12 protein-coding genes are annotated in these 13,999 nt (G+C 37.2%); 5 read left to right on the forward strand and 7 right to left on the reverse strand.

Annotated elements, in window-relative coordinates; all coding sequences use genetic code 11:
• Nucleotides 1-12: 12 nt before the first annotated feature.
• Nucleotides 13-927 carry a hydroxypyruvate isomerase family protein gene (locus tag KCTC52924_RS05720; protein ID WP_251807598.1) on the forward strand — a complete coding sequence of 305 codons (915 nt, stop codon included), beginning with the start codon at nucleotides 13-15 and terminating at the stop codon, nucleotides 925-927.
• 443 nt (nucleotides 928-1,370) lie between these two features.
• Here KCTC52924_RS05720 and KCTC52924_RS05725 read toward each other — a convergent pair whose 3' ends face one another.
• The 3 genes from KCTC52924_RS05725 to KCTC52924_RS05735 all read right to left on the reverse strand — a co-directional run bounded on the left by KCTC52924_RS05725 (nucleotide 1,371) and on the right by KCTC52924_RS05735 (nucleotide 6,529).
• Nucleotides 1,371-3,842, reverse strand: coding sequence for a ribonucleoside-diphosphate reductase subunit alpha (locus KCTC52924_RS05725; RefSeq protein ID WP_251807597.1), 2,472 nt, complete (start codon nucleotides 3,840-3,842; stop codon nucleotides 1,371-1,373).
• Nucleotides 3,843-4,010: 168 nt separating this feature from the next.
• Nucleotides 4,011-4,997 carry a ribonucleotide-diphosphate reductase subunit beta gene (locus tag KCTC52924_RS05730; protein WP_251807596.1) on the reverse strand — a complete coding sequence of 329 codons (987 nt, stop codon included), beginning with the start codon at nucleotides 4,995-4,997 and terminating at the stop codon, nucleotides 4,011-4,013.
• A gap of 1,355 nt (nucleotides 4,998-6,352) precedes the next feature.
• On the reverse strand, nucleotides 6,353-6,529 hold the full coding sequence (locus KCTC52924_RS05735) for a hypothetical protein (protein WP_251807595.1): 177 nt from the start codon (nucleotides 6,527-6,529) through the stop codon (nucleotides 6,353-6,355).
• 310 nt (nucleotides 6,530-6,839) lie between these two features.
• Here KCTC52924_RS05735 and KCTC52924_RS05740 point away from each other — a divergent pair, with 310 nt between their 5' ends.
• Together KCTC52924_RS05740 and KCTC52924_RS05745 are read left to right on the forward strand one after the other, a co-directional pair.
• Nucleotides 6,840-7,574 (forward strand): LytTR family DNA-binding domain-containing protein, encoded by a 735-nt coding sequence (locus KCTC52924_RS05740; protein WP_251807594.1) that lies wholly within the window; start codon nucleotides 6,840-6,842, stop codon nucleotides 7,572-7,574.
• A 19-nt stretch (nucleotides 7,575-7,593) separates the two neighbouring features.
• Nucleotides 7,594-9,558, forward strand: a complete 1,965-nt coding sequence (locus KCTC52924_RS05745) for a histidine kinase (protein WP_251807593.1) — start codon at nucleotides 7,594-7,596, stop codon at nucleotides 9,556-9,558.
• Here KCTC52924_RS05745 and KCTC52924_RS05750 read toward each other — a convergent pair.
• On the reverse strand, nucleotides 9,548-10,120 hold the full coding sequence (locus KCTC52924_RS05750; RefSeq protein WP_251807592.1) for a DUF3109 family protein: 573 nt from the start codon (nucleotides 10,118-10,120) through the stop codon (nucleotides 9,548-9,550). The genes KCTC52924_RS05745 and KCTC52924_RS05750 overlap by 11 nt on opposite strands.
• A gap of 146 nt (nucleotides 10,121-10,266) precedes the next feature.
• Between KCTC52924_RS05750 and KCTC52924_RS05755 the strand changes: the two genes are divergently transcribed.
• Both KCTC52924_RS05755 and KCTC52924_RS05760 read left to right on the forward strand, forming a co-directional pair.
• Entirely contained in the window at nucleotides 10,267-10,839 is a 573-nt protein-coding gene (locus KCTC52924_RS05755; RefSeq protein ID WP_251807667.1) for a MarC family protein, read from the forward strand.
• A 23-nt stretch (nucleotides 10,840-10,862) separates the two neighbouring features.
• Complete coding sequence (locus tag KCTC52924_RS05760; RefSeq protein WP_251807591.1) at nucleotides 10,863-11,063, forward strand: hypothetical protein; 201 nt, start codon at nucleotides 10,863-10,865, stop codon at nucleotides 11,061-11,063.
• A 48-nt stretch (nucleotides 11,064-11,111) separates the two neighbouring features.
• Here KCTC52924_RS05760 and KCTC52924_RS05765 read toward each other — a convergent pair whose 3' ends face one another.
• The 3 genes from KCTC52924_RS05765 to KCTC52924_RS05775 all read right to left on the reverse strand — a co-directional run bounded on the left by KCTC52924_RS05765 (nucleotide 11,112) and on the right by KCTC52924_RS05775 (nucleotide 13,981).
• Nucleotides 11,112-12,737, reverse strand: coding sequence for a S41 family peptidase (locus KCTC52924_RS05765; RefSeq protein WP_251807590.1), 1,626 nt, complete (start codon nucleotides 12,735-12,737; stop codon nucleotides 11,112-11,114).
• A gap of 12 nt (nucleotides 12,738-12,749) precedes the next feature.
• Entirely contained in the window at nucleotides 12,750-13,187 is a 438-nt protein-coding gene (locus KCTC52924_RS05770) for a dCMP deaminase family protein (RefSeq protein WP_251807589.1), read from the reverse strand.
• A gap of 209 nt (nucleotides 13,188-13,396) precedes the next feature.
• Nucleotides 13,397-13,981 (reverse strand): HupE/UreJ family protein, encoded by a 585-nt coding sequence (locus KCTC52924_RS05775; protein WP_251807588.1) that lies wholly within the window; start codon nucleotides 13,979-13,981, stop codon nucleotides 13,397-13,399.
• Between the last annotated feature and the right edge of the window lie 18 nt (nucleotides 13,982-13,999).

A 13,999-nucleotide genomic window follows, 5' to 3' on the forward strand; every position in this document is an offset into this window, starting at 1 on the left:
ACTATAAACGATTTGAAAAGAAGAGATTTTATACAGAAAACGGCGCTCACTAGTGGAGCAGTAACACTTGGAGGAGCAATGGCATACAGTGCTCCAGTACAGGCAGGTGCAAAGCATAACTTTAATCTGAAATACGCCCCCCACTTTGGGATGTTTAAAAATTTAGCAGGCGATGATCCAATAGCCCAATTGAATTTTATGGCCGAACAGGGTTTCACCGCCTTTGAGGACAATGGAATGATGGGAAGGAACGTTGCCTTGCAAACAAAAATAGGGGAAACCTTGGCACGCCATAATATGACCATGGGCGTATTTGTAATTGATAAAGGGGGCAATATGGCAAATACCTTGGCCGCTGGAAAAAAAGAATATGTAGACATATTTCTGGACGGTTGTAGGAAAGCTGTTGATGTTGCCAAACGCGTAAATGCCAAATGGATGACGGTAGTTCCCGGAGCATATGAGCGTAATTTGCCCATAGGAATTCAGAATGCTAATGTGATTGAAGCGCTTAGAAGGGGAGCAGAAATATTGGAACCCCACGGCTTGGTGATGGTACTTGAACCTCTTTCTGATTCACCAGATCTCCATTTACAAACTTCAGAACAGACTTATTTAATTTGTAAAGGGGTTAATAGTCCGTCATGTAAAATCTTGTACGACATTTATCATATGCAAAAAAATGAAGGTCACCTGATCCACAACATGAATCTTACCTGGGAGGAAATCGCTTATATTCAAATTGGGGATAACCCTGGGAGAAAGGAACCCACCACTGGGGAAATTAATTACAAGAACATCTTTAAATATTTACATGAAAAAGGATTTAAAGGAGTTCTAGGAATGGAACACGGCAATTCTAGACCTAACAAAGAAGGAGATCTTGCTGTGATTAACGCCTACAAAGAAGTTGATAATTTCTTATAAATCAGCTTTTTATACAATTTTTAACGTTCTAAAAAGAAAGGTTCTATCCTATTTCCTCGTCCAAAGGAATCGGATGGAACCTTATTTATTTCTTATCGGAGCTTATGGCATGCTATACTTTATAGGAAGAATAGTATATCACTATTATTTTAAAAAATGATATAGCAATTACTATGTTTTTTTTTACTGAAGAATCGTCCAAACACCCATCATCAACGTATATTATTAAAACTCCTATACGGATTAAAATGGATCATTATTTCACCATATTTACAATTTACTGCATCGTATACATCAGTGTTAATGTGGTAAAACCCTATTTTAGTCGACAATAACGTTACAAAAAAAGGTGAAGATTTCACTTTAATTACACGACTAAAACCTGCTTTAACGAAAAATCCCCGCATTGTGATGGGGGATTTTTCGTTTATAAATACTATCCATTAAGAGCCACACATTAAACAATCATCATCTGCTTGACCCTCTTTTGCCCTTGCGATCATTTCCTTCATTTCTGCAGGTGTCAACGGCTGAACCTCCAGTTCTTCTTGGTTGGCAGGAGCCGCTTGTACCGAAATAGTCTTGGTAACCTCAGGAGCAATTATAGCCGCCTCAATCGCCTTTTCGGTAGGCTCCTCCTGTTTCTTACTATTGTCCAAGGTAAACTTAATGGCATCTGCCGCAGCTTTGGTCCTTAGGTAGTACATTCCAGTTTTAAGCCCACTTTTCCAGGCATAAAAATGCATGGAAGTCAATTTAGAATAATTTGCATTTTCCATGAACAAATTAAGAGACTGACTTTGGTCTATAAAGTAACCACGCTGTCTGGACATATCAATAATATCCTTCATACTTAATTCCCAGACCGTTTTATACAACTCTTTAATGTCCGCAGGTATTCCTTCTATATGTTGAATGGAGCCATTGGCCCTCATTAACTCTTGTTTTAAATTCTCGTTCCAAAGGCCTAGGCTTACCAAGTCTTCTAATAAATGTTTATTGACCACAATAAACTCTCCGGACAATACCCTACGGGTATAGATATTGGACGTATATGGCTCAAAGCATTCGTTATTCCCCAAAATCTGTGAGGTGGAAGCAGTAGGCATAGGAGCTACCAAAAGCGAATTTCGAACTCCCGCCTTTTGGACCTCTTTACGCAATTTTCCCCAGTCCCATCTTCCTGAAAGTTCCTCATCCTTAACGCCCCATAAATTGTGCTGAAACTCCCCCTTAGAAATAGGGGAACCTTCGTAACTAGAGTAGACCCCTTCTTCTTTTGCCATTTCCATTGAAGCGGTTACTGCCGCAAAATACAAAGTCTCAAAAATTTCTTGGTTCAACTTTTTCGCACCCTCACTGGTAAATGGCAATCGCAGCAATATAAACACATCTGCCAATCCCTGCACTCCTAAACCAATAGGTCTGTGACGGAAATTGGAATTTTCCGCTTCTATTACGGGATAGTAATTCCTATCTATTACTTTATTTAGGTTTCTTGTGACCCTTTTAGTGACTTTATACAATTCCTTGTGATCAAATTCACCACTTTTAATAAACATAGGTAAGGCAATGGAAGCCAAATTACATACAGCAACCTCATCTGGCGAGGTATATTCCAATATTTCCGTACATAGATTAGAAGACCTTATGGTTCCTAAATTCTTCTGGTTGCTCTTACGATTCGCAGCATCCTTGTACAGCATATACGGCGTCCCTGTTTCTATTTGGGATTCCAGTATTTTCTCCCAGAGATCACGAGCTTTTATTGTTTTTCTTCCTTTATTTTCAGCTTCGTACTTCAGGTAAAGCGCATCAAATTCCTCCCCGTGAATTTTAAATAGGTCTGGGCATTCGTTGGGACACATCAAGGTCCAATTTTCGTTAGACTCCACCCTCTTCATAAACAAATCCGGTATCCACATTGCATAAAAAAGGTCACGTGCACGCATTTCCTCTTTCCCGTGATTTTTCTTTAGATCTAGAAAATCGAAAATATCGGCATGCCACGGCTCTACGTAAATGGCAAAGCTACCCTTTCGTTTTCCACCTCCCTGGTCCACATAGCGTGCGGTATCGTTAAATACCTGTAGCATAGGCACTATTCCGTTGGAGGTCCCATTGGTCCCTGCAATATACGATCCGGTAGCCCGTACATTATGGATAGAAAGTCCAATCCCACCTGCCGATTGTGAAATCTTTGCGGTCTGTTTTAGGGTATCATAAATCCCATCGATACTATCATCCTTCATGGCTAAAAGGAAACAGGAAGACATTTGTGGTTTTGGGGTCCCAGAATTGAATAAGGTGGGTGTGGCGTGCGTAAAATACTTTTTGGACATCAGCTCATAGGTTTCTATGGCAGCATCCAGATCGTTTAAATGTATCCCAATGGAAACCCGCATAAGCATATGCTGAGGCCTTTCGGCTATTTTCCCATTAACTTTAAGCAAATAAGAGCGCTCCAAGGTTTTAAATCCAAAATAATCATAGCTAAAATCGCGATTATAAATAATGGTCGAGTCCAATTTCTCAGAATTCTCAACAATTACCCTAAATACCTCATCGGAGAGCATTGGCGCCTTTTTTCCATTCCTTGGATTAACGTACTCATAAAGATCCTTCATAGTTTCGGAGAAGGATTTTTTGGTGTTCTTGTGCAGGTTGGAGACAGAGATCCGTGCGGCCAACTTAGCATAATCCGGATGGGAGGTAGTCATGGTTGCAGCGATTTCTGCTGCCAAATTATCGAGTTCCGAGGTGGTCACACCATCATAAAGTCCCTCAATAACCCTCATAGTCACCTTTAGGGGATCCACTAAATCGTTTAGACCATAACACAATTTTCTCACCCTCGCAGTGATCTTATCGAACATGATCAACTCTTTTCTTCCGTCTCTTTTTACTACAAACATTTTATTTTATCGATTTTGAGTTATGGTTTTTGTGGTGTAATTTTAGAATTACGGCTTTCCATCAACAAAAGCCAAATCCTAAAGCAGCCCGCAATAACTTGTATTTCCTTGAAATTCCGATTTCCGCCATCAGCGATCATCCTGAATTAAAACTACAGTTGGAAATCCTTAAAAATCCGCGTCGAAGCTAATTTTCTGGGAATCTTCGTCATTATCCTTATTCATTACACCAGCCTTTTGGTATTCCGCAACGCGTTTTTCAAAAAAATTGGTTTTACCTTGTAAGGATATCATATCCATAAAGTCGAATGGATTTGTGGAATTATACACTTTTTGACATTCCAGTTCCACCAATAACCTATCCGTAACAAACTCTAGGTATTGTGTCATTAATTTTGAGTTCATACCAATAAGGCTTGCAGGAAGCGATTCGGTAATAAACTCCCTTTCTATATTAAGGGCATCCACCAAAATCTCAGTGATACGCGCTTTTGGCACCTTATTCACCAAGTGATGGTTATGAAGGTGTACCGCATAGTCACAATGCATTCCCTCATCTCTAGAAATTAGCTCATTGGAAAAGGTAAGTCCGGGCATTAGTCCTCTTTTCTTTAGCCAAAAAATAGAACAAAAGGCTCCTGAGAAGAAAATACCTTCCACCGCCGCAAAGGCGATCAGGCGTTCCGCAAAACTCGGAGAATCTATCCACTTTAAGGCCCAGTCTGCCTTCTTTTTAATTGCAGGGAAAGTCTCTATAGCATTAAATAGTAAATCCTTTTCCTTTTCATCTTTTACATAAGTATCTATCAATAAGGAATAGGTTTCGGAGTGGATATTCTCCATCATAATCTGAAAACCATAAAAGAACTTAGCTTCTGCGTATTGCACTTCGCTTACAAAATTTTCGGCAAGATTTTCGTTGACGATTCCATCTGAAGCTGCAAAAAAGGCTAGAATATGTTTAATAAAATATCTTTCGTCACTATTTAGCTTATTGTTCCAATCCGTTAAATCTGAATGTAAATCTATTTCTTCAGCAGTCCAAAAACTAGCCTCACATTTCTTATACCAATCCCATAGGTCATGATGTTTAATTGGAAAAATAACAAAGCGGTTTAGATTTTCCTCCAGAATCGGCTCAATAGCTACTGACATATCTTTTATATTTATAAGTTTTCTAATTTTGATTGGGGGTATCTGCCCATGGACAGGAGTAAACAAAGATTGTTAATTTCATCCAATTTCTTAAGTCCATTTACCACATAAACTCACAAAGTTTTTAACAGACTTTGTTGAAATCCATCCTTGCTTGCGATGTTCATTAGCTTTTCAGAACATTTTTTTTCTTATAAGTTTTTTCAGCTTCAGTGGGGAAATTGGTGCAAAAAAATAAACCAAAAAGTATATAGATAAACATACTTTTTGGTTTATTAATCCACCTTACCCCAAAACACTTCAACCACAATGGGAAGGCTAAGTTATATACCCGATTAGAAAATACCTATTAGATTCAGCAACCTAAAAGGATAGTGCTACCAAAATCATAATTATGGATAGCATAAACATAGCCATAAAAATTAGTGTGATGCCATTTAGAGGTTTAGTTGTCATAATGCTTGAGTTTAGTTAGTTTTTCTAGTTGAGTCAATTTAATTGAGTTTCGAACTCATCAAAATATAGTATGGATTAAAGCCAAGCAGCTTACTCAAATAAAAAATGACAATCCCAATTTACCGCACTGGTCTTTTAGGAGTTTCCTTGCTCTATAAACAACAATATTTGAGGCTTCTTGTCCCTTTGGAACAATTAGCGTTTCCAAAAACAAAAGTCCCTGTTATACTCTTAAGGAACTACAATAGCCAACCATACACCTTTCATCAAATCTAAACCATCTCTATCTCCCATGGCAATACGTATGTAACAAACTATACGACATATGTAACACAGCAGTACAATTCACATCAACACGCCTGTAGTTACAGTTACTCCGTTGGGGATTTTCAAAAGAAATTCTTAAAAAGACTTTTTACTATAGGATAGCGCCTAAAACCAATTGCATAGTCCACCCTATTTATAATACAATCAGAAGTTTTATTGCTTGACTAGAGGAAGATGATATCAATAAAAAAAATAGGCCAAATATAAATATTTGGCCTATTTGGCTGAATCCATGTAATTCTAGCCTTATTTGCTAATTCTGCCAAAAAGTACAACCCATTTAACGCAAAGGTTATGAATTACTAGATTTGATTTCACTTGCCATAGGTAGTTCCCCCGAAACCTAAACACAATTAAAAATTCAAATCCGACGAGTTGGTCATGTTATTCAATTTAACCTCACGTCTTCGGTATTGCAGTATACAACTAAACGTTCAACTCAATGAACATATCCGATCTGGATCGCACTTTATTTGGCAGAATTAAATTATTATCAATTACTTAAGGTTTCTGCGACCATACCATTGGACACAAAAACGAACAAATACCTCATTGTATCTTTTCGCAAATAACTATCGCTTCCACACCTCTTGAGTAGGCGCTGCTTTGTTTTCAGCAAAATTCTTATGGGCATCCACATCACTATTGGCCAACTTATTCTCCTGTAAGCCTGTCTTATGTCCATCCGTCATAATTGCTAGGGCCAAGGTTAATATCAATCCAATAAAAAAAAGTAGACATTTTTTCATCACCCAGATTTTTGTACTGTTGGTTATTCACAATTTTTGGGGAAATGGGAGAATCAAATATATACTAAACAAAATGTCCACATCTAACATTTTGTATAAATGGTAATGTATCCTGTATAGATGGCAAAATCACCAATAACACCAACGAATTCAGTATGTTCCATAGCATAAGAGACTAAAAATAAACCGCTACCACTAAATTTCCAATCTTAAGGATATATCCGCATTTTATACTTAAATCAATTCCATTGACACAAATTGTTATTACCCAACAGACAATAGGTTTATTTTTGTTTATCTTTCCTAAACTATGTTAGAAGCTGTTTTAGTAGACGACGAAATTAAAGCACTCCAAAGTCTTTCTTGGGAATTGACTAATTTCAGCAATGAAATTAAGGTGGTAGCTTCCTTTACAGATCCTTTTGAGGCGTTAGAGTATTTGCAGCAAAATACTCCAGACTGTTTATTTCTGGATATTGAAATGCCCACAATGGATGGTTTTCAATTCATTCAGAAACTGCAGAACAAGGATTTTCCAGTAGTTATTACCACAGCATATAATCAATATGCCATTAAAGCCCTAAAACACGACGCTATTGATTATTTATTAAAACCAATAGATACCGATGATCTAAACGTAACCATTGCCAAGATAAGAAAGCACAATAACAAGAACTACGCCCATGACAAACTGGAGAAAATTCTCTTAAAGTTTAATTCTACTTCGCTACACAAGAAAATCACCATCAACACGGACGGAAAATTATTATTTTTAGAAAGCGATGAAATCTTATATGCAGAATCAGACGGGAATTACAGTACTTTATTCTTAAGTGACGGGCAAAAAATATTGCTGACCAAAAAATTAAAAGAGGTTAACGAGCTACTACCTAAGGATACTTTTTTCAGAATTCACAATTCCTATATTATCAACATGAATAAAATAAAGGAATTTCTAAAAACCGATGGGTACGTTATATTACAATCCAACCATAAAATTCCAGTTTCAAGACAAAAAAAGTCAGACTTCCTGGATTTAATCTAATACTATAAAACTCACCTCCTTGAAGTTTACACTTTTCTATACTTACGAGCATGTAAACCTTAGGATTACCTTACTATTGTCATTTTTTTTCTGCTTCTTTAATTTAGTGTCCCATTCCCAAGAAGTCCCAGAATCCTTTAAAAAACTAAGTGACAGCCTTATCCTTGCTGCACCAGACACCTATAGGAAACTCGATTCGGTTCTTCGGCAAAAAAGAACCGACACCCTATTTATGGGGTACTTTAATAAGGCATCCGCCGATAAAAAATATTATATTGGTCAAGCTTACGCCCTTAACCAATTGGGACGAAAATATAGAGATATTTCCCAATTCTCCAAGGCAATTTCACTTCACAAACTGGCCCTAAAAGCCGCTGAAAAGTCGAACAATCTAGAATTTAGAATATACAGCCTAAATATGTTAGGGGTGATATACCGCAAGAGTGACGCCATTAAAATAGCATTGGACTACCACCAAGAGGCGCTAGCTCTGGCAGCAACAGTAAAAAACCCATCCAATGGCATTAAAAGAAGTATTAATGTCGCCTTAAACAGTATAGGTAATCTTTACCAAACCCTTCGGCAATATGATATTGCCATTGCACAGTATAAGAAATCCATGATATTGGAAAAGGAACTCAATAATAAATTGGGATTGGCCATAAACTATCAAAATATTGGAGAATGTTTGGAAAACAAGGGGCAACTTACAGAAGCACTGCACCACTATAGAACGTCCTTAGATTATAACAATGAAATTAAGAATAATAAGGGATTAATAATTTGCAAAAACAGCATAGCCAAAGTATACATAATTCAAAATAAGGCCAAGGAAGCACTAGAAATTTTAGAGCCCAACTTACTTGCTGCTGAAAATCTTGGGGACATGTACATTATAACTTCCATTAATCTTAATATGGGATGGGCATTAATGGAATTGAAGGAGTACACTGTTTCTGAAAAACATCTAAACCAAGGCTTGGAAATAGCCAAAAACCACCACTTTCCAAGTTTTATATCCGAAGGTTATACTTTATTATCCAAATTGGCCACCTATAAGGAAAGTTATAAAAATGCCCTTCTGTATTACCAAAAAGCAGAAAGCTTAAATATAGCTATCAACAGTGAGGTTAACCGTAAATACATTTACGACCTTATTATAAAATACGAAACGGAGAAACAAAACAATCAAATAACCACCTTGGCCAATGAAAATACCTTGATCAACCTTAGGCTTAAAAGGAAAACCAACACCCTGATCATTGGTGCCTTGGGAATGGCATTGCTCACTTTTCTACTATACATTCTTTATAGACAGAAGGAATTAAAAAATGAAAAAAAGATCCTAACCTTAGAACAAAGCATGTTGCGCAGTCAGATGAATCCCCATTTTTTGTTCAACTCCCTTAACTCTATTAAACTTTATATAATAAACAACGATAAGAAAAACGCCGTTCATTATCTCAATAAATTTTCCAAATTAGTTCGCAAGATACTGGAAGCATCGTCCTTAAAGGAAATTTCCCTATTTGATGAACTGGAAACCATTGAGCTTTATATGAATATAGAAAACATCCGATTTTCCAACGAAATTAATTTCACCACCCAGATAGACGAGCCCATAGACCCCCATAATATTAAAATCCCATCATTGATCTTACAACCTTTTTTAGAAAATTCGCTATGGCATGGCCTCTCTACCAAGGAAGGGGAAAAAAATATAGATTTAAGGGTAAGTAAGGAACACGAAAATTATATTCAAATAACCATAACGGATAATGGAATTGGAAGAAAAGCTTCTGAAAGACTAAAGAAAAATAAGGTCTTAAAACGTATATCCATTGGGATAGACATTACCAAAGAACGATTAGCTAACTTCTCCAAAGACTTTGACAACTCTTTTCAGGTAGAAATAATAGACCTTTACAACTCCAAAAAGGAAGCTTTAGGCACCCGGGTAATCTTGCATATCCCTACTTCTTAGAATGTTCTTGGGCAATCTGCTCCAATTCTGCATACCATTTTTTGCCAAATTTTCTGATAAGTGCATCCTTTACAAACTTATAAATAGGCACTTTTAGTTCGCTTCCTAAAGAGCAGGCAGGATCACAAATTTCCCATTTATGGTAATTAACCGCAGTAAGTTCAGAATATTCCCGAACCCGAACAGGATACAAATGACAAGAAACCGGTTTTTTCCATTTCGTAGCTCCCTGTTCGTATGCCTCTTCCAAACCACATTTTGCAGTACCGTTTTCCTTAAATACGGCATAGGCACATTCACTTCCGTTTACCAACGGCGTTTCCCATTCCCCATCTTCTCCACGAATAAACGCTCCTTGCTTCTCTATCTCAGCAATTCCTTCTGGTCTAAGAAATGGTTTTACCCTACTATAAATATCGACCAATATCTCTGTCTCCCTATCCTCTAATGGCGCACCTGCCTCACCATCAACACAACAGGCACCCTTACAAGCAGTAAGGTTACATAGAAAATCATTCTCTATGATTTCTTCCGATACAATTGTTTTTCCTAGTTGAAACATTCCTCAAAAATTAAGCGACAAAGATACTCCTTTACTCGGATTATTTTCCCTTAAGTAAATCCAATTCCACTTAATTAAATGTAAATTTGCACCGTCTAAGCCAAACGGCCCATCGTGTTAATCAGCATCATAGAACATTTATGAATATTAATTTTGATCTAAGGGAAATTATTACGGCCAGTATGGTCCTTTTTGCAGTTATTGATATTGTAGGGAGCATCCCTATTATCATTAACCTTCGCAACAAAGTGGGGCATATAGAATCGGGTAAGGCCTCCTTAGTCTCTGCCCTAATTATGATTGCCTTTCTTTTCGTAGGAGAGGAAATCCTAAAACTCATTGGAATTGATATAAACTCCTTTGCGGTTGCTGGTTCATTTGTAATCTTCTTTTTGGCCATAGAAATGATCTTGGGCATAACCCTATATAGGGATGATCATCCAGAAAGCGCCTCCATTGTCCCAATTGCATTTCCGTTGATCGCAGGAGCGGGAACGGTTACCACATTGCTGTCCCTAAGGGCGGAATATCATGTGGAAAATATCATTATAGCCATTATTATAAACGTTATTTTTGTTTACTTTGTATTGAAATCCTCTAAAAGGATAGAGAAAATTTTAGGGAAAAATGGACTTAATGTAATCCGTAAAATATTTGGTGTTATTTTGTTGGCCATTGCCGTTAAACTATTTACCACGAATATTAACCAGTTATTTTAAGGAAAATCTAGAAATTTGATCAGATGAATAAAATATTAATTGTGGTACTTATAATCTTGGGATTAGCCCTTATTGCTTATAACGTAACCTTGGTGAATTTTGAAGCCCCCTTAGAAGGGAATAGCATCATAGCCTTGATCGGCATAGTGGCATCCCTATGCGCCATTGTATTGCTATTGATCTATAGCACGTCAAAAAAAATAGAGAAGAAAATAGAGGAATAAAAAGTTCGCATCCCTATCATATTGGGGCCACATTTGCTACAGCTTAATTTAGTCCTTAGCCTTAACTTTATTATATTCCTTCTGTATCATGCTCGCCCGATCCAGTTCCATCACTTTTAACACCATAGTATCGGCGCCGCTTTTTATTTTGGCGTGGGCATTGGCACCGAACAACTGTTCTGCCAAGGTTGCCTTTAGATACAGTTTTATTTTATCCTCAAACGCGTAAAAATCCATCTTAATATTCTTAGACAGGCAATAGTCAACGAAAACTTCAAATAGAATATCGTCTACCCTATATCCTTCAATAAAGTCTTCCTCGATAAACTGTTTGTAATCGTCCCTATTTTCGTCCAAGTATTCAAACACAAAATAAGCAAGGAAACCCAAACTTTCCATGTCCTCTATCGCCTCGGATTCATTAGATCCTATGGGAACAAATACGTCGGGAATAATTCCACCGCCACCATAGACCACTTTTCCTTTTGGGGTCTTAAATTTTAGGGAGTCGGCCACCTTAATACTATCCACGGAGAGCAACTCACCGTTATGGTACCTGTCTATAAATTTTTGATAGTAATCCCTGTTCCCATTTTCATAGGATTTCTGAATAGAACGACCTGTTGGGGTGTAATATCTGGAAACCGTTAACCTAACAGCAGAGCCATCGCCTAAATCCATCTCGCGCTGCACTAGGCCTTTCCCAAAAGATCTTCGACCTACTATAGTCCCAATATCATTGTCTTGCAAGGAGCCTGCTATAATTTCACTTGCGGACGCAGATTTCTCATTGATCAGTACATAAACCGGTTTATCTTGAAAATGTCCTTTATCGGTAGCAAATACCTTATCTATTTTACCTCTTTTATTTTTGGTGTATAAAATTAACTTTCCGTCCGACAAGAATTCATCTGCCATCTTTTCGGCAATTCCCAAATAGCCTCCCGGGTTATCCCTCAGGTCTAAGGTTAATTTCTTCGCCCCCATAGCCTCCAATTTTCTCAAGGCCGACTTAAACTCCTTAAAAGTAGATTCTGCAAAGCGATTTACTTTTATATACCCCATATCCGAAGTAAGCATACAGTAGGACTCAACACTTTTAATAGGAACCACATCCCGTTTTAAGGTTACGTTAAAAAGTTTATTCCCATTTTTTCTATACACTTGTAAATTAACTGGACTCCCTTTTTTTCCCTTCAGCTTTTTTACCACCAGCTCATTCGGAATATTCTCACCGAATAGGGTGTCTCCATCAGCCATTAAGATCCTATCCCCTTGCAACAAGCCTTTTAAATAACTAGGGCCATCCTCTATGGTCCGTATTACAGCAATGGTATCCTTGTACATATAAAAATTAACTCCAATACCTACAAAATCCCCTTTCATGTTTTCGGCCACCTTGTCCATTTCCTGTTTGGGAATATAGACGGAATGCGGATCTAACTTTTCCAGAATATTGTTTACGGCAACATCTACAATACTATCCGTATTTATCTCATCAACATACTCATAGTCTATATAATCTATTAGTCTATTAAGCTTGTCTTTTTTTGAATTGGTGGTAAAAAGCTTTTCTGGGGTATCGTTAAAATGAAGTTTTCCTCCAATAAAAATACCAATGGCCAAAGCTAAGGCAATTATTGTAGGCCATATATAGGTGTTTTTATTTTTCATTTTTTTGGAGTGTTAGTCCATATTTACAATTATAGGCATTTGAATTATTTCTACCCCCGCCTTTTCCAAAAATTGAAGACCGGAGTCATCTTTATATCCTTTCTGATATACCACACGTTTTATACCAGACTGATGAATTAATTTACTGCATTCTTTGCAGGGAGATAAGGTAATATACAAAGTAGCTCCTTCACAGGATTGGGTAGAGGAGGCAACTTTTGAGATGGCATTGGCCTCGGCATGCAATACATACCATTTGGTATATCCTTCATCATCCTCGCATATATTTTCAAATCCAGTGGGGGTGCCGTTATAACCATCGGAGATGATCATCCTATCTTTTACAATTATAGCTCCAACTTGTTTCCGTTGGCAATAGGAGAGTTTCCCCCATTCGCTTGCCATTCGCAAATACGCTCTATCGTATTTTTCTTGCTTGCGTTCCTTCATTTGTTAATTATATCGACTTTTATTACACTCTAGCTACCACGGTTTTAAGTAAAATTAATCATGTAGCTAATACCCAATTTATTTACAAATGTAATGGAACTAAAGAGGAAAAATGTGACCTAGTGGGCACAAAACAAACCTATCCCCAATCAAAATTAATGTAATTTATCAATTTTGAGTTCTAATTACAGTTAAGATTTTTACAATTACTACTGAGGAAACGTATCAATTAACATCGGCACTGTAAGACAAAGAATAATAATCGACATTATTTGGACAAAACTGGCCTGCTTAAGCTTCAATACCTTTTGGACAAATACCGCCAACAACAATACCATTATTATAATCAACACCTGTGAAATTTCGATCCCAGCAGCAAATCCCAATAAAGGGGACAGCTTTTCCGTTTCCCCAGCCATCAACATATTAAAGTAATTGGAGAACCCAAACCCATGGACAAGACCAAAGAAACCAGTGGCCACAACATAACTCAACATATGCTTATTATGCTGAATTTTATTCACCACCAGCACATTAAAAACAGCTGTAAAAAAGATAGTGACAGGGATAAGAAACTCTATCAGGGAAACATCTACCGACATAAGCCCATACGCGGAAATAGCCAAGGAAACACAATGGGTTACAGTAAAAACGGTTGCGAGCACCAAAACATTTTTCCAATCCTTAAAGGTAAATGGCACGGCAAGTGCCGATAAAAATAAGATGTGATCATAGGCATTAAAATCCAATACATGCTCTAATCCCAACTGAATGTAAAACCAAAAACTTCCCATTTAAAAATCTATAAAAGT

The organism is Arenibacter antarcticus, from assembly GCF_041320605.1.
Taxonomy (GTDB): domain Bacteria; phylum Bacteroidota; class Bacteroidia; order Flavobacteriales; family Flavobacteriaceae; genus Arenibacter; species Arenibacter antarcticus.

Bases quoted from the DNA above. Each gene is read 5' to 3' on its own strand.
- KCTC52924_RS05725 (WP_251807597.1), bottom strand. From the start codon at position 3,842: ATGTTTGTAGTAAAAAGAGACGGAAGAAAAGAGTTGATCATGTTCGAT.
- KCTC52924_RS05730 (WP_251807596.1), bottom strand. From the start codon at position 4,997: ATGTCAGTAGCTATTGAGCCGATTCTGGAGGAAAATCTAAACCGCTTT.
- KCTC52924_RS05735 (WP_251807595.1), bottom strand. From the start codon at position 6,529: ATGAAAAAATGTCTACTTTTTTTTATTGGATTGATATTAACCTTGGCC.
- KCTC52924_RS05740 (WP_251807594.1), top strand. From the start codon at position 6,840: ATGTTAGAAGCTGTTTTAGTAGACGACGAAATTAAAGCACTCCAAAGT.
- KCTC52924_RS05750 (WP_251807592.1), bottom strand. From the start codon at position 10,120: ATGTTTCAACTAGGAAAAACAATTGTATCGGAAGAAATCATAGAGAAT.
- KCTC52924_RS05760 (WP_251807591.1), top strand. From the start codon at position 10,863: ATGAATAAAATATTAATTGTGGTACTTATAATCTTGGGATTAGCCCTT.
- KCTC52924_RS05765 (WP_251807590.1), bottom strand. From the start codon at position 12,737: ATGAAAAATAAAAACACCTATATATGGCCTACAATAATTGCCTTAGCT.
- KCTC52924_RS05770 (WP_251807589.1), bottom strand. From the start codon at position 13,187: ATGAAGGAACGCAAGCAAGAAAAATACGATAGAGCGTATTTGCGAATG.
- KCTC52924_RS05775 (WP_251807588.1), bottom strand. From the start codon at position 13,981: ATGGGAAGTTTTTGGTTTTACATTCAGTTGGGATTAGAGCATGTATTG.